The organism is Thermoactinomyces sp. CICC 23799 (assembly GCF_016055145.1).
Classification (GTDB): Bacteria; Bacillota; Bacilli; order Thermoactinomycetales; family Thermoactinomycetaceae; genus Thermoactinomyces; species Thermoactinomyces intermedius.
The window spans coordinates 1-22,280 of record NZ_JAECVV010000003.1 but is presented as its reverse complement, the minus strand read 5'-3'; the positions used below and the strand labels follow the sequence as shown (position 1 = coordinate 22,280).

Genomic DNA, 22,280 nt, shown 5'->3' with positions numbered 1-22,280 from the left:
CAATTTTATCATTTCTTCACACGCTTTGCTTTTATTTTATCCGCATAGCCGGACTTGTTTGTCTGACGCTCCCGCGCAATGGCCAAAGCTTTTTCAGGCACATCGTCCGTAATGGTGGAACCGGCCGCCACATAAGCGCCTTGTTCAACTGTAACGGGTGCCACCAGATTCACATTGCATCCGATAAACGCATCATCCTCAATCACGGTTTGATGCTTGTTCACACCATCATAATTCACGGTGATCACACCGCAACCGATGTTCACTTTCTTGCCAACTTCGGCATCGCCGACATAAGCCAGATGGGAAATCTTGGTACCTTCACCGATTTTGGCTTTCTTCAGATCAATGAAACAACCGACTTTGGTCCGGTTTCCGAGTTCGGTTTTCGGCCGCACCAGGACATAAGGACCTACTTTGGCCTCTGATCCGATCCTGCTGTCTTCCAGGACGGCATAACGGATATTGGTTCCATCGGCAACCTCCACATCGGTCAGATCTGCTTGCGGACCAATATGGCAGTCTTCCCCAATCACGGTTTTCCCTCTTAAAAATGTTCCCGGTTCGATCACCGTATCGGCTCCGATTTTCACACCGGCTTCAATATAAGTGTTTGCCGGATCGACAATCGTCACACCATTTCGCATGTGTTCTTTAAGCAAACGCTGCTGCATCCACCGATTGGCTTCTGCAAGCTGGATCCGGTCATTGACTCCCATTGCTTCTTCTTGGTCCCCGATCACTTGTGCACCGATGGTTTCCCCTTGATCACGCAAAATGGATAATACATCAGGAAGATAGTATTCACCTTGGGCATTATCGTTATTGACCAGCGACAAAACGGAAAAAAGCTTTTGATTATCAAAACAATAAGTGCCGGTATTCACTTCGCGGATTTCCCGTTCGGCATCCGTGGCATCTTTATGTTCGACGATGCGATCCACCTGCCCGTCCTCGCGCCGGACCACCCGTCCGTAACCGGAAGGATCATCCATGATGGCTGTCAAAACTGTGGCAGCCGCTTTGGTTTCCTGATGTTTCTCAATCAATTTTTGGAAGGTTTCCGCTGTGAAAAGAGGATGGTCCCCGTTTAACACCAGCGTGATTCCTTCTTCATTTTCCAACAAGGACCGGGCTTGCATCACCGCATGAGCGGTTCCGAGTTGTTCCTCTTGTTCCACAAAATCAACTTGACCGCTCAAATGCTCTTTCAATGCCTCTTTTTGATGCCCCACCACCAAAATGGTTTTTTCAATCGCCAGCCGGTTCAATTGACCGATAATGTGATCAATCATAGGTTTTCCACAAACCGGATGCAATACTTTATGTTTTTTGGATTTCATACGGGTTCCTTTTCCCGCGGCCAAAATGACTGCATACACATGTTGTTGCATAACCCAAGTTCCCCCGTTTCTCAAAACTTCCTCCCTGAATATATCCCAATTGGTATGGGATTGCAACCAATCCCCTTTGAACATCGTATAAAAACGAATGCCCATCCCCATTATAATCAAAAACCTTTGCCGGCAACGAAAAAATCACCCATTCCGTTTCGGGAATGGGTGATTTTTTATACATCCACTTGCAACGCTTTATTCGGATCGGTTTGAGACTCCATCTCTCCGGCACGGTGATACTCGGCCAGTACCGCGGATTCGATCTTCTCACGGCTCATCGGAGAAATGGGATGGGCAATATCGCGAAACTCCCCGTCAGGAGTACGTTTGCTCGGCATTGCCACAAACATACCGTTATTTCCCTCAATCACACGAATGTCATGCACGACAAATTCACTGTCAAACGTGATGGATGCGATGGCGCGCATTCTTCCCTCACGGTTGACTCTGCGAAGACGAATATCGGTAATTTCCACTAAATCCCACCACCTATTTTACAATGATGACTAAATTTGCTTATTTTTACTATTCTAGGCAGTGGGATTAAATCCTTCCACGAATGGATAAATTGACCAAATTTTCTTTTTTATCCATTTTTCTTTGCAATCACTTCTATTTCAATCAACACGTCTTTCGGCAAGCGGGACACTTCCACACATGAACGTGCCGGTTGGTGTTCTTTGAAGTACCCGCCGTAAATTTCGTTCACGGTCTGAAATTGGTTCATGTCTTTAAGAAAGATCGTGGTTTTCACCACTTGCTCCAAACCGCTTCCGGCGGCTTCCAGAACCGATTTGACGTTTTCCAGCACTTGCCGGGTTTGTTCTTCGATTCCTCCCCCGACGAGTTCCCCCTCCGGAGTGAGTGGAATTTGCCCGGACGTAAAGATCCATTCACCGGTTACCACCGCTTGCGAATAAGGACCGATTGCTTGGGGCGCTTTTTCTGTTTGTACTTTTTTCAACATGGTCATCGCTCCTTCCTGTCATCAAAAACATTTCCCACTTCCACTTGAACTTTCCTCTTTTTCACATCGATTTCCGTCACTTTGGCCAGTGACACATAGTCATCCACCAACCGGTTCTCGGCAGGCTGTTCCAACATCACTCCGACTCCGACCACTTCTGCTTTGAATTCATTCAACAAATCCATCAGTCCCCGAACCGTGCCCCCGGCTTTCATAAAGTCGTCAATAATGAGGACACGGGCTCCTTCAGACAGGCTCCTTTTGGATACGGATAACTGGCGCAACCGTCTGCTGGAACCCGAGACGGTGTGTACGGTCACGACGGAACCTTCGGTGACGCGGTAATCGTAACGGGCAATGGTGACCGGAACCCCCAACAAGGCCGCCGTGGCGTAGGCGATGGGAATTCCTTTGGTCTCGACGGTTAACACCGCATCGATGTTTTGTTCCTGAAACACCGTGGCAAAAATCCGGCCGATCTGATTCAGGAAAAAGGGGTCTCCCAACAGATCAGACAGATACAAAAAACCGCCCGGCAAAATGCGTTCGGGACTGGATAATTTTTCGCACAGCTCTTGCACGACCTTCCGGGCATGTTCCACCCCAAACCCCGGGATATAACGGACACCGCCGGCCGCACCGGCCACTGTCTCCAATTTGCCGTTTCCCTCCGAACGCAACACTTCATCGATAATATCCAAATCTTCACTGATGGAGGATTTTGCCGCTTTATACTTTTCCGCAAAAACGGTCAGAGGAATCAATCGATAGGGATTAAACAGCAGTTGGCGGATCATATCGGTTAATCGTGCACTCCGTTTCCACTTTTCCATTCACTACCTCCGAAAAATCGAATGATATCGACCGAAATATATCATTTTGTTCGTTTTTCTTCAAGCAGCGGAACCTGTTTTTTCCCCAACATTCTCACGGCAAACACTTGTTGGCAAAAGCCTTTCAAACTGTTTACAATCCGTTTGGCCCTCTGTTCCTGCTTCACCAGCCCGAATACGGTGGGGCCGCTCCCGGACATCAACACCCCGTCCGCACCAAAGCGCTGCATTTTTTCTTTTATTTTTTTCACGGTGGGGTACATGTGATGAGTCACCGGTTCCAAAACGTTTTCCAGGTTTCGGACAACGGATTCATAATCCTGCCGTTTGAGTGCCTCGATCATCTTTTCCGTTTGCGGATGATGATCGATTTGGTCCACTTTCAGGTTTTGAAAAACATCCGCCGTGGATACGCCGTGTCCCGGTTTGGCCAAAACAACCCAACATGGCGGAGGAGCCGGAAGCGGCGTCAACTTTTCCCCTCTTCCTTTTGCCAGTGCGGTGGTGGAATAAACGCAAAACGGGACATCGGAACCGATTCCGGCCCCGATCTCTGCCAATTCCTCCAAACTCCACCCCAAATTCCACAATTGATTCAACCCTCTCAAGACCGCCGCGGCATCGCTGCTTCCTCCCGCCAAGCCGGCGGCAACCGGAATCTGTTTATCGATGTAAATATGTACCCCTTGGGAAATTCCCGCTTTTTCCCTCAACAATACCGCCGCACGGTAAGCAAGGTTCCTCTCATCCCGCGGGACAAATCCGGAACTGGAATCCACGGTGATTTTTGAGTCCGGTCTTAAAGAAAGATCCACCCTGTCGTACAAATCCACGGTCGTCATGACCATCTCCAATTCATGATAACCATCCGGACGTTTATATAGCGCATCCAATGTCAAATTGATTTTTGCTGGTGCTTTGACTGATATAAACAAGATTGATTCCCTCCAATTTTCACACGGTCGCCATCCGTAAATTCCGGCACATGATTTTACTATTTTATCATGTTATGCGTCCGGACTAGTAGGTGGGAACAAATATTTTCCCGCAAAAAAAGAGGCTCTCGGGATGTGAGAAGCCTCTTTAAATCAGGGTGTCCCCGGTTTCACCTTGAACCTTGCTGTTTTAAATACTCTTCCGCAAGCTGAACCGCTCTTTTCACCATATTCCCGGCATCACGGGTGGTGATTCCACCCCATCCTTCGCGTTTGACCACATCATAAAAGCCAAGATCTTTTGCCAGTTCATACTTAAAGCTTTCAGACATGATTCCGCGCCGACGAGCCAAACGATCTCCTCCTTTGGGTCAGAGCAAATGGTTCAAGGGCAAAACACAGGGCTTTCTTATTATGCACCAAGCACCCGTTATGTAATCGCTTTCAAAGGTATGAAAAAAAAGAACACATCGGGATGTGTTCATATTTATTGCGCAGATCTTACATATTTCACGGGAATTTGTTCATTCTCCCCGCTGTAAACCGTCAATTCAACGGATTCCGTCAGTATATCTGCATAGCTGTAAGAAACACGGCTGAAAGCGTGATCCTCATCCAGCTTGACAACGAACACAGAAGGATATGTCTCTTCTAAAATGCCAGTTCGCTCAATGGTCTTGCGGCGTCCGCTATTGGCTTTAAGGCGAATTTTTTGCCCGATGAAACCATCCAGAGTGCATTTGATTTCAGATAAAGCGTTTTTGCCCATTGTACGACCACCTCACTTGTAGTCGATTATACTACAAGCGAAGTGAAAAGTCAAATTTTGTATTATAGCAAGGGGACAACATTTTTGTCAATAATCTTTTCGTATATTTATTCCGTTTTTTCTCATTTGGTAAACCGGTCGGCCACCGCGCTGGCAGCATAAGATTCCGGTTTGATTTTCGCCGTGTATCCAACGGATGTCACCCATCCGACCACTTCTTGAATCAACTTCCTCGTTTCCCCTTGTTGTCCGACATCAAGATGGATTTCCATCGGGATATCCACAAAGAATCCAAAGAAGCCGTTTTTCTTCAACGTTTCAACGGCTTTCAAACTGTATTCTGTTTCCCGGTAGATCCGGTAACGCAAGTCACGAATGGCGTCATGGCGATATTTCGTGTAAAAGAAAATCGCCCCTTTGCCAATCCGCTGCACAATGAGCGCCGTGACAAAAATCGTTTCATTCTCCCGGGTTTGCGAATCGGTTCCGATCACCACTTTATATTGGGCATCCGGATCCGCTTGCAGATATCCCCGGATATCCATGATCATTTCATTTAAGTTTCTTCCACCTTTTCTCGGATGATAAAATTTCACGGAACAACCTCCATCGATTCAGGGTATGGTTGATCCGAGACTCCGTTGGTTAAAAAGATATCTTTTTCCGATCAAGCACTTCAGCCAAGACTGCAAATTCTTCCAAATCCAATGTTTCTGCGCGTCGTTTCGGATCAATTCCCGCTTCAAACATCCATTTCTCCAGCTCTTCTTTTGAAACGGAAGACAACAAATGGGAATGAAGCGAATTCAACAGGGTTTTCCGACGCTGATTAAAAGCGGCCCGGACCATTTTGAAAAAGGCTTGTTCATCCGGAACCCGCACCTTCGGCTCTCTTCTCAGCGTCAAACAAACCACTTTGGAATCAACCTGCGGCCGCGGAACAAACACATGGCTCGGAACCCGCCCCACTTCTTCGACTTCTGCATAATACTGCACAAGAACCGACAAAGAACTGTAATCTTTGGTTCCCGGTGCCGCTTTCAGCCGGTCCGCCACCTCTTTTTGGATCATGATGACAATATTTGCAAGCGGCAGCCGTTCTTCGAGCAAGCGGATCAAAATCGGGGAAGTGACATAATAAGGCAGGTTGGCCACCACATGAAGGGTGCCGGCATCCCCGAAATGTTCAGCAACCACTTTTTTCAAATCCACTGTCAGTGCATCTGCATTTATTATTTCCACATTGTCATCATTTTGAAACAAATCTTCCAAAACGGGGATTAAACGTTGGTCGATTTCGATGGCCACCACTTTTCCCGCCACCTGTGCCAAACGCTCCGTCAAAGCCCCGATTCCCGGCCCGATTTCAATGACCCCGGATTTTTTGGTCAGCGAAGCCGCATGGATAATCTTGTCCAATACATGGGGATCGGTTAAAAAATTTTGCCCCAGGCTCTTTTTCAGTTGGATTTGGTGTTCACTGAGCAATTTTTTCGTTCTTGCTGAAATCGGCTTTTCTTTCATTGTTTGCTTCCTTTCTTCTTCAGATAATCCAGCGCTTCTGAAATTTCTTCCCTGGTGATGCGCAAAACATGCAGCCGCCGGTAAAATTGTTTGGCATTGGCATAACCGATGCCGAGCCGTTCGGCCACCTGCTCCCGCAGTTTCCGGGAACCGGCATCACCGGCAAATCCCAAGTCCATGTAATCTTCCCAAGTCAGCGGAGGCTGCACCGTTTCCTCTTTTTGCTCCGTACGGACTTTGCTCAAAGCTTCAATAATGTCCTCCGCCTTGGCATGTTCAATTCCGATTTTGCGGTTTCCTTTCGCTTTTTTGGGGGATAAAAAAGCATGCTTGGCCCCGGGCACTTCCCTGGCAATTTTCTTACGGATCTGTTCACCGGCATAATCCGGGTCGGTGAAGATAATGACTCCCCGTTTTTGTTGGGCCCGTTTGATTTCAGCCAGCACATACGGCTCCAATGCCGAACCCTGTGTCTCAATCGTATCGGCTTCGACTGCTTTTTGGATCGCTATTGTATCATTTTTTCCTTCGACGACAATCACTTCATATACTTTCACGCGTTCTCTTCCTCTCGCTCCACATTTTCCGAAAAAAGGCCAATGAGGAATGCACCTTCCCATTGGCCCGCAAAAAAATTATTCTGATTTTCCTTCATTGATTCCAAAAAGGCGAAAAGCGTTTTGCATGGTGATTTGAGCGAGCTCTTCCAATGACATCCCCCGGATTTCGGCGATTTTTTCGGCAACAAGCCGGACATATCCGGTTTCGTTTCGTTTTCCCCGGTAGGGATGGGGAGCCAAATAAGGACAATCGGTTTCGATGAGCAGACGGTCCAAGGGAACATGTGCCGCGATTTTTTGGGGAAGCTTGCCGTTTTTAAACGTGACGGGTCCTCCCAAACCGATCATGAAGTTCAAGTTGAGACATGCTTCCATGATGGAAAGATCTCCGCCGAAGCAATGCATCACGCCCCCGACTTCTTCGGCATGCTCTTCCTTTAAGATCCGCACCACGTCCTCATTCGCATCCCGGTTGTGGATGATGATGGGCAATCCCGTTTCTTTGGCAATGGCGATCTGTTTGCGAAAAACCTCTTGCTGCACATCTTTGGGGGAAGTGTCCCAATGGTAATCCAGTCCGATTTCCCCAAAAGCCACCACTTTCGGATGCCGGGCCATCGACTTGATCCACTCCAAATCCTCCGCGGTGCAATCCTTCGCCTCGACGGGATGCCAACCGACAGATGCATAAATGAAGGGATAAGTTTCCGCCAGCTGAAGGGTTTGCCGGATGGTTTCCCGGTTATACCCCACATTCAGCATGTATTTTACCCCATACTCCTCTCTCGCCCGCTCAATGACTTGTTCCCGGTCTTCGTCAAATTTCGGATCATTCAAATGGGTATGTGTGTCAAACAACATCACACGCCTCACCCTTTCCGGTTACTGCTTACCCTGTTGTGTCAAAAAATGCATCCGGTCCAGCGGCCAAATGATCAAATCGGCACGGCCGACCACCGCATCGATTTTCACCGGGCCGATTCTGCGGCTGTCCTTGCTGTTGTTCCGGTTATCCCCCAGCACATAAATATGTCCTTCGGGCACCGTGACTTCTTCTTCCATGTTGAAATTCATGGGTTCATAAATATAAGGTTCTTCCAACGGTTTTCCGTTTCGGTAGACCTTGCCGTCCTTGATGGCAATCTGGTCCCCGGGCAAGCCGATCACCCGTTTGATGAAATCCCGCTTTTCATCGGTATGGAAGACCACGATATCCCCGTAATCGGGCTGGTCAACACGGTATATCAACTTGTTGACGATCAACAGCTCATCGCCTTGCAAGGTGGGTTCCATGGATGCCCCGTGCACCTCATAGGGCACAAACAAAAAGGTGCGGATGCCCGCAGCGATGATCACGGCCAAGGCAATGGCCACAACCCATTCCAACACCTTGTACCATTCACTGGACGAACTTTTTGTATCCGCCATCCGATCGTCCTCCTATCTCCGTTACGGAAGGCATGCCGGTTTATTTGATTCTCGTGCCGTTCGGAATGTCCCCGGATACGGTCGCAAGCACCAGGCGGTCTCCTTCCGAGGCGGCCAAAATCATGCCTTCCGACAATTCACCGCGCAATTTCACCGGCTTCAAGTTGGTGACACAAATCACTTTCATTCCCTTTAACTCTTCCGGTTGATAGTGTTTGGCAATCCCCGAGACCACTTGTCTTTTTTCCGATCCCAAATCAAGTTGCAATTTTAACAGCCGGTCTGCTTTTTTAACCGGTTCCGCTTCGAGTACTTCCGCCACATGAAGTTCCACTCTGGCGAAGTCGTCAATGGAAATCAGACCCTCTGTTTTTTTCTGTTTTTCTTCTTTTTTCTCCTCTTTTTGCTGCACTTGTTGCGTGTTCCCGATCATTTTTAAGATCTCCTCCACTTCGCTTTTTACATCCAGCCGTGGGAAAATCGGCTGACCTTTTTTGGTTTTCGTTCCCGGCTTTAATGCCCCGAAGGTGTACAAGCTGTCCCAGGTGGTCAGATCCGCATCCTCAATCCCCAATTGTTCCCACATTTTGGCCGGGGCCTGGGTCATAAAAGGCTGAATCAGGATGCTGACCATTCTTAATTCTTCCAGAAGATGGTAAAGAACAGAACCCAAGGTGCTCCGTTTTTCTTCATCTTTGGCCAGATTCCACGGCTGGGTCGCTTCAATATAGCGGTTTCCGAAACGAACCAGCTCCCAAATGGCCGAAAGGGCAACCGAAAACTGCAATTCTTCCATGGCTGCTTCAACTTTATGTACCGTTTCACGGGCTTTTTCAACCAGTTTTTGGTCATATTCGGTTGCATTTTCCACCCGTTCCGGCACAATCCCGTCAAAGTACTTGTTCAACATGGCCAAGGTGCGATGCAATAAATTCCCCAAGTCGTTGGACAAATCGGCATTGGCCCGTTCCACGAATGCTTCCGGTGTAAAAACCCCGTCAGCTCCAAACGGAACCTCACGAAGCAAATAATAGCGCACCGCGTCCAGCCCGTACCGTTTGATCAACGGAATCGGATCAATCACGTTTCCTTTGGATTTGGACATTTTTTCGCCCATCACTTGGAAAAATCCGTGCCCGAACACTTTCTTCGGCAAGGGAAGCCCCAAAGCCATCAGGAAAATCGGCCAGTAAATGGTGTGAAAACGGACAATGTCTTTACCCACCAGGTGAACATTGGCTGGCCAGTACTTTTCAAACCGGGCTTGTTGCTCTTCATCATCAGACAGATAACCGATGGCCGTAATATAGTTGGTGAGCGCATCCAGCCATACATAGACCACGTGTTCCGGATCGCTGGCAACGGGAATTCCCCAGTCAAACGTCGTCCGCGAAATGCTGAGATCTTCCAACCCGGGCTTGATGAAGTTTTGAATCATTTCATTCTTCCGGGATTCCGGTTGAATAAAATCCGGGTTTTCGTCATAAAAGGCAAGCAGTTTGTCGACATACTTGCTCATCCGGAAAAAGTAACTTTTTTCCTTGATCTTCTGGATGTCCCGGCCGCAATCCGGGCATTTTCCGCCTTCCGCCTGGCGATCGGTGAAAAAGGATTCACAGGGGACACAATACCATCCTTCATATTCCCCCAGATAAATATCCCCCTGATCCAACAGTTTCTGAAAGATCTTTTGCACCACTTTTTTATGGCGGGGTTCCGTGGTCCGGATGAAGTCATCGTATGAGATATCCAAGGCACCCCACAACTTTTGGATGCCGGCAACAATCTCGTCGACAAACGTTTGGGGATCTTTTCCGGCCGCTTCCGCACTTTTTTGGATTTTCTGCCCGTGCTCATCGGTTCCGGTCAGGTACATGACATCATAACCGCGCAACCGTTTGTACCGGGCCATGGCATCCCCGGCCACCGTTGTATAGGCATGCCCGATGTGCAAATGGCTGTTTGGATAATAAATCGGCGTAGTAATATAGAAAGTTTTCTTTTTGTCTCCCATCTTGGCAACCCCTTTCCGTCCAATCAGACTTGGTTTCTATGTGAAATAAAAAATCCCGTCCACGTTGGGACGAGATCCGGTCTCGCGGTACCACCCAATTTGGCTTCATCGCACAAGAAAAGGCGATCACCCACTCTGCTCCCGTAACGCGGGAAAACGTTCTCTCCTACTGGGGACAACGGTCCGGTTCAAAGAGAATACTCAGGGGCCATTTCATCGGCTTCCGCTATGCCGGCTTTCACCTGTCCCGGCTCTCTGTCGATAGCTTTCACCCACTACTCATCCCCGTCATCGAATCGCGTGTTTAATTTGTCATATAATTATACATCACAAAAAAGTCCTTGAAAAGCTCCGGTTCCTGTCTCCTAGTTTGAACCGGATCCTCCGTTTTTAAACTTTCAAACCTTCGCCACGGTCGTACCGGACTGCAAAAGGCGTTTCATGTTTTGTCAATTTTCCGGTTCGGGAAAGGCGTTCCAGTTCCTGCCTCAACCGGTGCACATCCCAGTTCAGTCCGCATTCCTGATTAACCCGGTCCAACACTTGCATCAGGTCGGTTTCAAACACCGGCAAAGATTCCGTCAGCGTATCCAGCAATTTTTGGTCTTGTTGTGCGGAAAACCGTTTCAGCTCGTCAAACGGATTGGCCAGATGCGGACTTTGGGTGTAGGCGGCACGAATCCGGATAAACACCGTCCGCCCAAAAGCGGCCGACGAAACAAACGTGTCCCCCGAACGCAAATAAGGAAGCCGCTTTCCTTCTTCCGGGGTCAAATCCGTTTCTTCCCGCAAAGTGGCAATATCCGTGGCCCGAACGGTCCGGAATACGAATTTGGTGTTCAGCTGGGCGGTAATGGTCTCATCCAGCAATGTCGGGCGTTGCGTGGCCAGGAACAAAAAGACGCCGTATTTCCGCCCTTCCTGCGCGATTTCCTTTAAAATCGACTTTGCCGGGGAATCGAGCGATTTGGGGGCAAAATTGTGAGCTTCATCCGTCACAATGACAAACGGCGGGAAGAAATGCCCTTCCTCCCCGTTCATGCGCGCATCTTTATACTCACGTCGTTTCCGGTACAGCGTGCCGGTGACATAAGTCGCAAAGACTTGCAGGATCCAGGCGTTCCCCTGGACGACCACCAACTTTCCTTGTTCCAGCCCCTGTTCAATGGACCGGATGTCCCGCTGGAACAAACCGGCTTTGTCCAGACGTTTCAGACGCCAGTCCACCCCTTTGACGGAAGAAGGCGGCAAAGAGCCGTATTGCTGCAACAATTGCATCAATTCCTGAATCCGCTGAACATCCACCGGTGTCAAATCTTCCTTCTTTCGTAACTGTCTTTCCAAACCTTGTTTCCCTTCATCAAGGGCTTGCACCAGATTGCCGATGCGATCGCTGAACGTTTCAAAACTGTCCCGGGGCCGGTGCAGCATCTGGATCACGTTCACCATGGAATCGGAAAGCTGGCTTCCGGCCGCCCGCAACAGTTCCACCACATCCCGGGTCGACAAATCGGAAAAAGAAATCCCCACTTCTTTTCCGATTTGCACCGTTACAAAAAGATCCCGGAAATCCGGGGCACGGTCCGATAATCCGGGGGCCGGATCGGAAAAGTCCATTTCAAAGTGCGGATCAAACACCAGCGCGGGAATCCGGAGTTTCATCAATTCCTCCAACATCACCCGCAAGCCGAATGATTTTCCCGATCCGGATCCGCCAAAGATACCGACATGCGGGTATTGCTGCATCGATTGAATGTCAAAAATGAAAGGAACCCCTTCTTGCGGCCTCAACTCGCCGTGCTCCATCATAACAACCTGGTCTTTTAAGTCATCCGAAATTGTCCCCCCCATGGATTCCGTTCCCCGGATTTCCCCCAGTGTCATTCCTTCATCCGGGGACGTTTTGACCAGAAGATGGCGCACTTCTTCAAATGAAGGCAAACGGACGGGACAGCCGGTCCGCACCGGATGCGGGGCTTCCTCATACAGACGCAGCTTCGCCAGATTGATTTCATCGGATTCGATGTCATAGCCGATTTGTTCCAAAGTATCAATCACTTGCGCGTCCACCAACGACTTATCCAGCCCCATCGGGATCAGGCGGTTGTACGACATGGTTTCCACCACTTCTCCCTGCGGATGGTTCAAAGCAGGATCTTCAATGACCAGAATTTCGTTGATGCGGAATTTCCGCTCCCGGGAGACAACATAAACTTCCTGTTGGGTGGTGACACCTACCACTTGCATGATTGATCGCTCCTGTTCCATCGGATTTTAAATCATCCGTTCTTTTCTTTTGCTTTGCAACAGCCGGTAACGCAGTTCCGGATCAATGTACTGTTCCACCATGGTTTCCACCAACGGGTCGGTGACCCTCACCTGATTGTCCACAATGTCCAGCCAGTAAGGGATGCCCCGTCCCTGCTCCGGTGTCAAGCTGTAAACCAGCCTTGCCAGGTTCCACCGGTCTTCCCGCTGGGACTTCAATCCGTCCAGTCCAATCGGTTGCGGGCTTTTGGAAGTCCGGAATGCCATTTTCCACATCCGGCTTCCCGACGGACTCCATGCTTCCCATTCAAACGCTTCCCCTTCCCGCAGGACACCATACAACAAATCGCGGTCGGTCAATGCCGGATACTCGGGAAAAAAGGCATGAACCAGGGTCCGGGTCTCAATTTCCTCGGAAACCCCCACCAGAAGCGAATGTTGACGTTCTGCCATTTGCGCCACTTGTTCCCAGCTTTTTGCATCCGATATATAGAAGTGCAGCAAAGAGCCGTCCAACATCACGACCCGCGGAGCCCAGTCTTTCATCGCCTCCATCGTGACCTGCATTTCGAGACGGGACAACAGATCTCCTCTTTTGCGGGCTTCACTGGCCGCATTGCCCTCGTTGGTTTCATCCCCTTTTAAAAGTGGTGTGTACACATCTGCGGCCCATTTTTCTTTCCCGTTGGTGGCTTTGGCCAATGCCTGGAAAACGGACAAGGTGCGGGTTTGCGAACCTTTGGTGGAGTTTACCGAACCATCGACTCCGACCAGAAACCGTCCTTGGAGAAAATCTTTGATCTCTTCGCCGCTCCATTTTTCAATGGAATAAAAAGCGCCTGCTTCTTCCAAACGTTTCCGTATGGCGGATTGATCGAGGGATTGCAAAGGAAAAGCTTGTTTCAACGATTCATTCAACCATTCCAATTTCCTTTTCAGTTCAACGGATACGGGTAACAATCATACCCCTCCTTATACGGATTGGACGCCAACCTTCCGGCGGTTCATACCGGTTTTCGCCAAGCGTACATTTTCATCATCTATTTTTGTGGAAATCCCGAAAAACAACAAGACTGATCACAAACCGATGTGATATTAATAAAATAAATATTTATTGATAGATGTTAAACTTTTTTCTATCTAAATATATTTTATCCTTAATATTATTAAGGAATTTTCTATAAAAATCCTCTAGTTATATTGACTGTTATGGGAATCGTTGGTATGATGAACTTAACGTCGATGTCGAAATTTGACGTCAATTCAAAGAGAAAAATTTCCCAAAACCAGATTTCGTTGAGAGGAGATTCGGAAAATGTTAAAATCTACGGGCATTGTACGTAAGGTAGACGAACTTGGCCGTGTTGTTATACCCATCGAATTACGTCGAACACTGGGAATTGGCGAAAAAGACGCCCTGGAAATTTATGTCGACGGTGAACGGATTGTTCTGAAAAAATATGAACCCGCTTGCATTTTCAGCGGCGAAGTGGAAGATACCGTTCGCTATAAAAATAAAGTTGTCAGCAAAAAATGCATCGAAGAGATGTATCAGATGATCCATGGTGAAAAAGTCTATGCAGACTAAGGAAAAATTTGTTATAAACAAAATCATTTCCATTCCTCTTGACTCACGTGCTTTCCCGCTTGAATGATAGAATTTCACTTCTTTGTTTCAATTTAGCAATCATCATCCGACCACATACATATAAAAAATACAGGGTTACGGAAATGATTTCTTTGTTGTTCCAAAAGTTTGCCAATTGGATGCCGCAATCCATTTTGCATTAAACGTTGATGATAAAGCGAGGCTCACTTGTTGAACCTCGCTTTTTTTTATGCCTGTTATTGATTTTCCTCCGGTTTTTCCCCGGTTTCTTGCTGCTCTTCGGTTTGGATCCATTGCAAGATCCGGTCTTTTAATCGTTCGGATTTGGTTCCGAAAACGACCTGAAAGTTCCCGGAACCCACTTTGATCACTCCGGAAGCCCCCAGTTTTTTCAATTGTTCCTCATCCACTTTGTCTTCGTCTTTCACGGTCATCCTTAACCGGGTGATGCAAGCATCCAATTGGTCGATGTTCTCTTTCCCGCCGATGGCTGCCAAAACTTGCTTCGCCAATTCGTCTTCATCGGACCGGGCCTGTTTTTGTTTCTCCCCGCCGTCTTCCGCCTCATCTTCACGCCCCGGCGTTTTCAGGTTCATCCAACGGATTAACAAGCGGAACACCACATAATAAATCACGGCATAAATGATCCCGACCAATGCCAACAGCCACGGTTTGGTTGCCAGATGCATGTTCAGGAAAAAGTCAATGCCCCCGGCTGAAAAGGAAAATCCGTGACGGATGCCAAGCAGGTAAACCACTGCCATGGAAGTTCCGGTAAGAATGGCATGAATGACATAAAGAAAAGGAGCGACAAACATAAACGAGAACTCAATGGGTTCGGTGATTCCGGTGATCAAGGCCGTCAGCGCCGCACTGATCAAAATCCCCGAAACCAGTTTGCGCCGTTCTGGCTTTACTTCATGCAGCATGGCAAAACATGCGGCCGGCAGCGCAAACATCAAAATGGGATAAAAACCGGTCATAAAGATTCCGGCGGACGGATCGTGAGCAAAGAAACGGGGGATGTCCCCGGTGACCACATTGCCGGCTGCGGTCGTGTATTCACCAATGTTAAACCAGACCAATGTATTTAAAATATGATGCAGTCCGAAAGGAATCAGCAGACGGTTAAACACCCCGTACAAGAAAAGTCCGATGGCTCCTTGCCGGATAATCCAGTTACCGCCGGCATTGATCGCCTGTTGAACAGGCGGCCAAACCACCAAAAAGATGAGACCGACCAAAACCATGACAAGGGAAGTGACAATGGGGACAAAACGCTTGCCGCCAAAGAATTGCAGCCAGTCCGGCAGTTTTATATCGTGATAGCGATTGTACATATAAGCGGCAATGGCCCCGGCGATGATTCCGCCCAGCACTCCCGTGTTTAACTCCATCGATTCGGTACTGCCGAGGGAAACCACTTTGCTCATCAGAAAATAGCCGACAACCGCCGCCAACGCGGATGCGCCGGCATTCCCCGTCAATCCGAGGGCCACCCCGATGGCAAATAACAGGGCGAGGTTGTCAAAAATGGCACTGCCTCCGGCATTAAAAACTTCGCCGATAAAATACGGAACCGATCCTTCCGCAAAATATTCCCGGTTCGTAAATAACGCGCCGAAACCCATCAAAATCCCGGCGGCCGGAAGAACGGCAATCGGCAACATGAATGACTTCCCGATTCGCTGTAAAGAACCAAGAAGCACTCCTTTTTTCTTCAAACGATTCACCTCCAAAAATAAAAACCGCTTCCTTTATCGCTTCAATTATACATGAAACGGACATGCCACTGGAATTTACTTTGCTTTTTTCTTTTTTGTCTGCTCCATTCCAGCCGGATTTATTCCACATCGGGTTCGTCTTTGTGGTAAGCATTGTACACTTCCCGCTTGGGCAGGGAACGTTCCCGGGCCACTTGCTTCACCGCTTCTTTCTTTGTCCATCCCTGCCCGAGATATTTTTCGACATGTTCATGAATGGTCCACGAACGCCATTCTTCTTCCGGCTCCGTCCCTTCCACCCGGGAAAGGTCCGCTCCTTCCACCACAACCGTAAATTCCCCCCGCGCTTTCTTCTCCTTGAAATAATCCAGTCCGTCACTCAATTTGCCCCTCAACCATTCTTCGTGTTTTTTGGTCAGTTCACGGCAAATGGCCACATTCCTGTCTCCCAGAACCTCCAACAGATCTTTCAACATCTCCGGCAACCGGTGGGGGGCTTCGTAAAAGATCAGGGTGGCCGGAATCAGGCGCCAGCTTTCCAACTCCTTCTTCCGTTCCTTTTTTCCCCTGGGCAAAAAGCCGATAAAAACAAACGGTTGTGTGGGAAGCCCCGATGCCACCAGAGCAGAGACAGCCGCATTGGGACCGGGAACCGGAACGACGGGAATCCCCCGGCTGACCGCCTTTTGGATGAGCGGTTCGCCGGGATCGGAAATACCGGGCATGCCCGCATCGCTGACCAGCGCAATGCTTTTGCCATCCATCAGCTTTTGGATGAGTTCCGGTTCTCTGGATTGCTTGTTATGCTCGTGGTAACTGACCAGGGATCCACGGATCCCGAACGCGCTGAGCAACTTGCGGGTGTGGCGTGTGTCTTCCGCCGCGATGATATCCACTTGCTCCAGGATTTCGCGGGCCCTCGGACTGAAATCATTTAAATTGCCGATCGGGGTTCCGACAACAAAAAGCGTTCCCTCTTGTCCTTCATTCATGAAACTCTTTTGAATCTCCATCCGCGACTCCCCTTTTTTGGATTAATTCCCACTTCTTTTGCTTGGACATTTTTTTGATTTCTCTTTCCCGTTTCAAAGCCCAAGATTTATCGCCCCCTCTTTCCACATAACGTAACCGGACGGGCAACCGCCCGCGTGTATATTTGGCACCTTTCCCCTGTTGATGGGATTTCATTCTTTGCTTTAAACGATTGGTGATTCCCGTATACAACGTTCCGTCACTGCATTCCAGGATATAAACGACATAAGGTTCGGACATTTTTTCCCCTCTCCGCATAAAAAAACGCCGGGATCCCGGCGTCATTTTTCTTTCGATGATTTATTGAGAAAGGCAATGCAAAACAGGCAATCCCCTTCACCGCGCATACGACCGTAGTGAACATTGCAAATATGAAATCCTTCATCGTATAAATCCACCAGATGATGGACTCCTTGTCCAATGTCTTCTTCGTCTTGTTCCTCGTTTTCCGCCTGGGTTTGATCCCGGTTTGATACCAGAACCCTGGCTTCTTCTTTTTCCTGCAACCGTTGATTTTCCATAACCAGCCGAGTGTTGTCTTCGATCAATTCCACAATCTGCTCTTTCAGACCGCCCAATTCGATATATAATTCGCCGATTTGTTCTTCGACACGCGCGATCCGTTTGAAGATTTCTTCCTTGTCCAAGCCCCCCACCTCGTTCAATCACCAAAAACGGTTAAGATTTTTTCATTTATGATTTCATTCCGCTGGCCTGCGGAGATTCGCCGATGGTAATATCCTCAATGTCAAATTCAACCATGGCGCCGGTATCCGCCAGTTCCACCAGAACCCGGCGCTCCAGCATGTTTAACGATACCACTTTACCCATTCCTTCTTTGGTGACGACCTGTTCGCCCAAATCGGGCAGGAGCTGTTTTGCCTCTGCATACACCTCATTTTCAAATTTGAGGCAACACATCAACCGGCCGCACAACCCGGATATTTTGGCCGGATTTAATGAAAGGTTTTGATCTTTGGCCATCTTGATCGAAACCGGTTCAAAGTCCCCCAAAAAGGAGGAGCAACAGAGAACCCGGCCGCAAGGCCCCAATCCCCCGAGCATCTTCGCTTCATCCCGGACTCCGATTTGGCGCAGTTCAATGCGGGTCCGAAAAACGGCAGCCAAATCCCGCACCAATTCCCGGAAGTCCACCCGACCGTCTGCTGTAAAATAAAAAATGATTTTATTCCGGTCAAATGTATATTCGGCATCCACGAGTTTCATTTCCAACCCGTGATTGCGTATTTTCTCCAGGCAGACTCCCATTGCTGATTTTGCTGCCTTTTGATTCTCTTCCACTTGCTTTTTGTCTTGTTCTGTGGCAATCCGGATCACCGGTTTCAGCGGCAAAACCACCTCGTCATCTTTTACATAGCGTATGCCGGAAACCACTTGTCCGTATTCGATTCCGCGAACCGTTTCCACAATCACGTAATTTCCGCGTTTCACCTCGAAATCGAGTGGATCAAAAAAATATATTTTACCCGCTTGTCGGAAGCGGACACCTATTACTTTTTGCATGCAGCAATCCCTCCTGAACAGCCAATACCCTGAAGACCAGTATGGCCAGAGGTTGCATATCGGCCAGTCATCCGCCGGTCAGGCAAGCGGCAAACATCACCTGTTTTGCAACAAGCACGGAAAAAATCTATCTCAACGCGTTAGGAATCTTATGCAACCGTTTGGTTATCTGGTTCCAAAAGCTTTGCACAAACCAGTGCTCAGAGCCTTTGATAACATTTTATCATCGATGATAAAAGTTGAGCAAATTCTATTTCAGATTAACGGAAGAACCGTGCATTCAGATCCTCCACGATCTCCTGAAACACTTTGTCACCGGACTGTTCCGCACGGATGGTGCAAAAGCGGGACGGTTCTTCCGAAGCTATTTGTCGGAACCCTTTGCGGACCCGTTCATGAAACATTTTCTCTTTCAACTCCATGCGATCCTTCTTCTCTCCGCGGCTCAACAGCCGTTTCCGGCCCACTTCCACCGGGATGTCGAGCAAATACGTACGGTCCGGCATCAACCCGTCCGTGGCCCATTGGTTCAGTTTTCTCACTTCCTCCACATCTTTTTCAGCCCCGTAACCTTGATAAGCCAAGCTTGAATCAATGTAGCGGTCACAAAGCACCACAAATCCCTGATCCAAATGGGGGCGGATCACTTCATTGACAAGCTGGGCACGAGAAGAAGCATACAACAACACCTCGGTTTTCCATTTCATTTCACTCCGGCCGGGATCGAGCAAGATTTCCCGCACACGATCCCCGATAATGGTCCCGCCGGGTTCGCGCACCATCAGGCAAGGAACCCCCCGCTTTTGCAAATATTGGTGAACCCGCTTGATTTGGGTTGTTTTTCCGGCTCCTTCCGGACCTTCAAAAGTAATAAACTTTCCTTTCATTGTTCTCCTCCATCCTGCGCTTGGCTCAACGTATTCAGGTTAGCACATTCACGGTGGGATTGAAATGTTGTGAAACCCCCCGCACTTGCCCGCCGCCTTGGAGAATGGTTTCAATGGTTTCTTGCGCTTCCCGGGTCCATGTTTCTCCGGGCAGCACCACCGGAATCCCCGGTGGATAAGGAACCACCATCTCCATGGCAACCTTGCCCGCAGCTTCGCTTAAGGGTACCGCCCGAAATGGCCTGCGGCGAAGTTCGGCCAGTGGCAAACGGACTTTTTGCGTTTGGGTTGCAAAAGCAAAGAAACCCTTGGCAGAGGAAGCAGGAATCCCTGCAAGAAATTGATCTATTTTTTTCAAAGCTTTCCACAGGCTCTCCAAATCCTCCCGGGTGGTTCCCAGACCAAAAACAAACAATACGGCCGACGGATCGGCCAATTCCACATGAATGCCTTCCTGTATCAGCTGATCGGCCAATTGATATCCCGTTATTTTGCCATTGGCCGTCAAGGTGCATTTCAATGGATCATCCGCTTTTTGCTCGGACAAAGACTGAAGGGATTGGATATTTCCCCGGAAATATTCCAAGTCGGTTAACAAACGGTCCAAGTGTCTTTCCCCTTCTGTTGCCATGAGCCGGCGTGTCACATCCAAGGAGGCCATCAGTGGATAAGAAGGGCTGCTTGACTCAATCACCCGCAGCCAGTGACTCACTTCGTCCGGGGAAACCCTTTCTCCTTGCAAGTGCAACATGGACGACATGGTCATGGAAGGCAACATCTTATGGGTGGACTGTACGGCAATATCCGCTCCCAAATCCATGGCAGACTGCGGCAGTGCTTCGTGAAATCCAAAATGCGCCCCATGGGCTTCATCCACGATGAGCGGAACCTGATACCGGTGGCAAACCTGTGCAATTTCCCGGACTGGTTGAACCCTGCCATAGTAGGACGGACTGGTCAGGACCACCGCTTTCACCGAATCATCTTCCTTTAAAATCCGTTCAATTTCACCGGGGGAAACCGGTTTTTCCACGCCGTTTTCATCGAAACCGGTCTTCAAATAAACCGGCTTGGCTCCTGCCAACATGCAGCCGTGAAACACGGATTGATGGCTGCTTCGCTGCACAATCACCGAATCCCCGGATGAACAACATGCCAAAATCGCGGCCAGGTTGCCGGCGGTCGTACCTCCCACCAAAAAATAAGTCGTTGTTGCCCGAAAAGCTTCAGCCGCCAGCTGCTGGGCTTCTTGAATGACCCCCGACGGCTGGTGTAAATCATCCAGCTGCCCCACTTCCGTCAAATCCATCGATAAAACGGGATGAAACCATACCAACGCTTCCCGGTCAAACATTTGCCCCTGTTTATGGCCCGGCACATGGAAATTGGTCCACTTCCGTGCCACATGTTTTTTTAATGCATCAAATAATGGCGCTCTCGTCTGATCCAAATTTTTTCTCCCTCCGTTTACAAGAAAAAAGACTTGAACATTCAAGTCTCAACGTTTCACTCTTTTTCTTTTTCCCGGCAACAAAATCTTCCGTCCAATTGAACGATCCGTCCGGTAAAAAAGACATGGTTTTGTTAAAAAACGATGTTGGGGCTTAAAAACGGCATCAACCCGGGTAACCGGTGCTTCCTTCAGGCCCACGCGCCCTGATCCTTTACCGTTTCTGTTTTTTCGGTTCTGTTCCTTTTTCATGGGTCCGTTCTTTCTTTGCATCGGATTGTTGCTTCGCCCTTCAAGATCCGGGTACATGACCACCCATGGCTATGGAATCACCGGTTCATTTCAATTCATCACCAAACACACTTCGTCTTATTATACCAATAACCAACGGCCTCCATGAGGTTCCGGCAACCATCTTTTCAGTTTTTGACAGCCATCGTTCAAGTTTTCGTCAACCTTCTTTTCCGGTGTTTTTTCAATTCTTTGCCTTTGACCTTTACCTGCTCCTTTGTCTTTTTTCTTGCCGGTGAATCAACGATTTTTACATCATGCGGGGATTCACCCTCCTTCAGGCAGGAATGCCTTCCACCGCAAACCAATCCCCGACCGGATGAATCTCACCCGTGCAATTCCTTTTCTGTATCCTGATGGATTAAAAAACGCATTCTCCAAACCAGATATGTATACAAAATATGATTGGAATCCGATTCAATAATTTCTTTTTCACAATCATCGCAAAAGAAACGATTCAATATATGGATGCCGCGTTCCCTTTTTTGCCGGCAAACAATGCACTCCTTTTTCTCATGCATGCATATCCCCTGCCTCTTTCCTCTTTCCCAATATTTTCTCCACAATCACCAATATTTAAACAGTTATGTAAAAAACCGGCTCAAGCGCCGCAAGGATTCCCCGCTTCGCATTTCCTTTCTTCTATTACTATCAAAGATTTCCCGAAAAAATGTGTCTTTGCATCATGATCCGACCCTGAAAAAAAGACTGACGCAGATTTCAATACACAATCGGCCGAATTTCCTCATGAACCAGAAAAAAATGAAAAATCATCAAAAAAATGAAAAACCATCAGAAATAGAAAATCATCTTTCCTCAATGTAAAATCATTTCTCTCTTTGATCCCGGACCCTATGCGTTCCTCAATGGACCCGGAAATCCCCTGAAGACAAAAAGTGAAGCAAAACCTTGCCAAATAAAGCAAAAACCCTCTTAAGCAGTTTGCTTAAGAGGGTTCAGGATGTTTGATTGCCTGGCAACGACCTACTCTCCCAGGGGTCATCCCCAAGTACCATCGGCGCTGGAGGGCTTAACTTCCGTGTTCGGGATGGGAACGGGTGGATCCCC

Annotated in this window: 24 protein-coding genes, 1 rRNA gene and 1 other annotated feature; of the genes, 1 reads left to right on the top strand and 24 read right to left on the bottom strand. The window is 48.5% G+C overall.

Features of this window, described 5'->3' with window-relative positions; all coding sequences use genetic code 11:
- Window positions 1–8: 8 nt before the first annotated feature.
- The 15 genes from glmU to I8U21_RS04280 all read right to left on the bottom strand — a co-directional run bounded on the left by glmU (window position 9) and on the right by I8U21_RS04280 (window position 13,655).
- Window positions 9–1,394: a bifunctional UDP-N-acetylglucosamine diphosphorylase/glucosamine-1-phosphate N-acetyltransferase GlmU gene (gene glmU / locus I8U21_RS04350; RefSeq protein ID WP_181732350.1), complete on the bottom strand. Its 1,386-nt coding sequence runs from the start codon at window positions 1,392–1,394 to the stop codon at window positions 9–11.
- A 176-nt stretch (window positions 1,395–1,570) separates the two neighbouring features.
- Window positions 1,571–1,873: a septation regulator SpoVG gene (gene spoVG / locus I8U21_RS04345; protein ID WP_181732349.1), complete on the bottom strand. Its 303-nt coding sequence runs from the start codon at window positions 1,871–1,873 to the stop codon at window positions 1,571–1,573.
- 110 nt (window positions 1,874–1,983) lie between these two features.
- Window positions 1,984–2,361, bottom strand: coding sequence for a RidA family protein (locus I8U21_RS04340; protein ID WP_269747558.1), 378 nt, complete (start codon window positions 2,359–2,361; stop codon window positions 1,984–1,986).
- A 5-nt stretch (window positions 2,362–2,366) separates the two neighbouring features.
- Complete coding sequence (gene purR, locus I8U21_RS04335; RefSeq protein WP_181732347.1) at window positions 2,367–3,197, bottom strand: pur operon repressor; 831 nt, start codon at window positions 3,195–3,197, stop codon at window positions 2,367–2,369.
- A 41-nt stretch (window positions 3,198–3,238) separates the two neighbouring features.
- Window positions 3,239–4,132, bottom strand: a complete 894-nt coding sequence (ispE, locus tag I8U21_RS04330; RefSeq protein ID WP_181732346.1) for a 4-(cytidine 5'-diphospho)-2-C-methyl-D-erythritol kinase — start codon at window positions 4,130–4,132, stop codon at window positions 3,239–3,241.
- Window positions 4,133–4,302: 170 nt separating this feature from the next.
- Complete coding sequence (locus I8U21_RS04325) at window positions 4,303–4,485, bottom strand: small, acid-soluble spore protein, alpha/beta type (RefSeq protein WP_037997967.1); 183 nt, start codon at window positions 4,483–4,485, stop codon at window positions 4,303–4,305.
- A gap of 134 nt (window positions 4,486–4,619) precedes the next feature.
- Window positions 4,620–4,901 carry a Veg family protein gene (locus I8U21_RS04320; protein WP_037997964.1) on the bottom strand — a complete coding sequence of 94 codons (282 nt, stop codon included), beginning with the start codon at window positions 4,899–4,901 and terminating at the stop codon, window positions 4,620–4,622.
- Window positions 4,902–5,023: 122 nt separating this feature from the next.
- Window positions 5,024–5,497, bottom strand: a complete 474-nt coding sequence (locus I8U21_RS04315) for a ribonuclease H-like YkuK family protein (RefSeq protein WP_309544768.1) — start codon at window positions 5,495–5,497, stop codon at window positions 5,024–5,026.
- Window positions 5,498–5,546: 49 nt separating this feature from the next.
- Window positions 5,547–6,425: a 16S rRNA (adenine(1518)-N(6)/adenine(1519)-N(6))-dimethyltransferase RsmA gene (rsmA, locus tag I8U21_RS04310; RefSeq protein WP_198053372.1), complete on the bottom strand. Its 879-nt coding sequence runs from the start codon at window positions 6,423–6,425 to the stop codon at window positions 5,547–5,549.
- On the bottom strand, window positions 6,422–6,982 hold the full coding sequence (gene rnmV, locus I8U21_RS04305) for a ribonuclease M5 (protein WP_370527024.1): 561 nt from the start codon (window positions 6,980–6,982) through the stop codon (window positions 6,422–6,424). The genes rsmA and rnmV overlap by 4 nt, the downstream gene beginning before the upstream one ends.
- A 78-nt stretch (window positions 6,983–7,060) precedes the next feature.
- A complete protein-coding gene (locus I8U21_RS04300; RefSeq protein ID WP_198053370.1) occupies window positions 7,061–7,846 on the bottom strand; it encodes a TatD family hydrolase in 786 nt (261 codons plus the stop codon).
- A 21-nt stretch (window positions 7,847–7,867) separates the two neighbouring features.
- Window positions 7,868–8,413 (bottom strand): signal peptidase I, encoded by a 546-nt coding sequence (gene lepB / locus I8U21_RS04295; protein WP_181732342.1) that lies wholly within the window; start codon window positions 8,411–8,413, stop codon window positions 7,868–7,870.
- A gap of 40 nt (window positions 8,414–8,453) precedes the next feature.
- Complete coding sequence (gene metG / locus I8U21_RS04290) at window positions 8,454–10,427, bottom strand: methionine--tRNA ligase (protein WP_198053369.1); 1,974 nt, start codon at window positions 10,425–10,427, stop codon at window positions 8,454–8,456.
- Window positions 10,428–10,489: 62 nt separating this feature from the next.
- Window positions 10,490–10,728, bottom strand: a binding site (T-box leader).
- A gap of 89 nt (window positions 10,729–10,817) precedes the next feature.
- Complete coding sequence (locus tag I8U21_RS04285; protein WP_198053368.1) at window positions 10,818–12,674, bottom strand: ATP-binding protein; 1,857 nt, start codon at window positions 12,672–12,674, stop codon at window positions 10,818–10,820.
- A 27-nt stretch (window positions 12,675–12,701) separates the two neighbouring features.
- A complete protein-coding gene (locus I8U21_RS04280) occupies window positions 12,702–13,655 on the bottom strand; it encodes a DNA double-strand break repair nuclease NurA (protein WP_181732339.1) in 954 nt (317 codons plus the stop codon).
- A 355-nt stretch (window positions 13,656–14,010) separates the two neighbouring features.
- On the opposite strand from I8U21_RS04280, the gene I8U21_RS04275 reads away from it, so the two are divergent.
- Window positions 14,011–14,283, top strand: a complete 273-nt coding sequence (locus tag I8U21_RS04275) for an AbrB/MazE/SpoVT family DNA-binding domain-containing protein (RefSeq protein ID WP_037997937.1) — start codon at window positions 14,011–14,013, stop codon at window positions 14,281–14,283.
- A 257-nt stretch (window positions 14,284–14,540) separates the two neighbouring features.
- Here I8U21_RS04275 and nagE read toward each other — a convergent pair whose 3' ends face one another.
- The 9 genes from nagE to rrf form a co-directional block, all read right to left on the bottom strand.
- Window positions 14,541–16,028, bottom strand: coding sequence for an N-acetylglucosamine-specific PTS transporter subunit IIBC (gene nagE, locus I8U21_RS04270; protein WP_255516930.1), 1,488 nt, complete (start codon window positions 16,026–16,028; stop codon window positions 14,541–14,543).
- A 119-nt stretch (window positions 16,029–16,147) separates the two neighbouring features.
- On the bottom strand, window positions 16,148–17,041 hold the full coding sequence (gene rsmI, locus I8U21_RS04265; RefSeq protein WP_181732338.1) for a 16S rRNA (cytidine(1402)-2'-O)-methyltransferase: 894 nt from the start codon (window positions 17,039–17,041) through the stop codon (window positions 16,148–16,150).
- Window positions 17,013–17,300 (bottom strand): GIY-YIG nuclease family protein, encoded by a 288-nt coding sequence (locus I8U21_RS04260; protein ID WP_181732337.1) that lies wholly within the window; start codon window positions 17,298–17,300, stop codon window positions 17,013–17,015. The genes rsmI and I8U21_RS04260 overlap by 29 nt, the downstream gene beginning before the upstream one ends.
- 41 nt (window positions 17,301–17,341) lie before the next feature.
- Window positions 17,342–17,707, bottom strand: coding sequence for an initiation-control protein YabA (locus tag I8U21_RS04255; RefSeq protein WP_181732336.1), 366 nt, complete (start codon window positions 17,705–17,707; stop codon window positions 17,342–17,344).
- Window positions 17,708–17,753: 46 nt separating this feature from the next.
- The gene (locus tag I8U21_RS04250) at window positions 17,754–18,584 is read right to left on the bottom strand and encodes a PSP1 domain-containing protein (RefSeq protein ID WP_181732335.1); all 831 of its coding nucleotides are present in this window, start codon (window positions 18,582–18,584) and stop codon (window positions 17,754–17,756) included.
- 260 nt (window positions 18,585–18,844) lie between these two features.
- Window positions 18,845–19,471 (bottom strand): dTMP kinase, encoded by a 627-nt coding sequence (gene tmk / locus I8U21_RS04245; RefSeq protein WP_181732334.1) that lies wholly within the window; start codon window positions 19,469–19,471, stop codon window positions 18,845–18,847.
- 34 nt (window positions 19,472–19,505) lie between these two features.
- Entirely contained in the window at window positions 19,506–20,921 is a 1,416-nt protein-coding gene (locus tag I8U21_RS04240; RefSeq protein ID WP_181732333.1) for an aminotransferase class I/II-fold pyridoxal phosphate-dependent enzyme, read from the bottom strand.
- A 617-nt stretch (window positions 20,922–21,538) separates the two neighbouring features.
- Window positions 21,539–21,733, bottom strand: coding sequence for a sigma factor G inhibitor Gin (locus tag I8U21_RS15260; protein ID WP_198053367.1), 195 nt, complete (start codon window positions 21,731–21,733; stop codon window positions 21,539–21,541).
- Between the two features lie 450 nt (window positions 21,734–22,183).
- Window positions 22,184–22,280 (bottom strand): 5S ribosomal RNA (gene rrf / locus I8U21_RS04230); the annotation flags it as partial.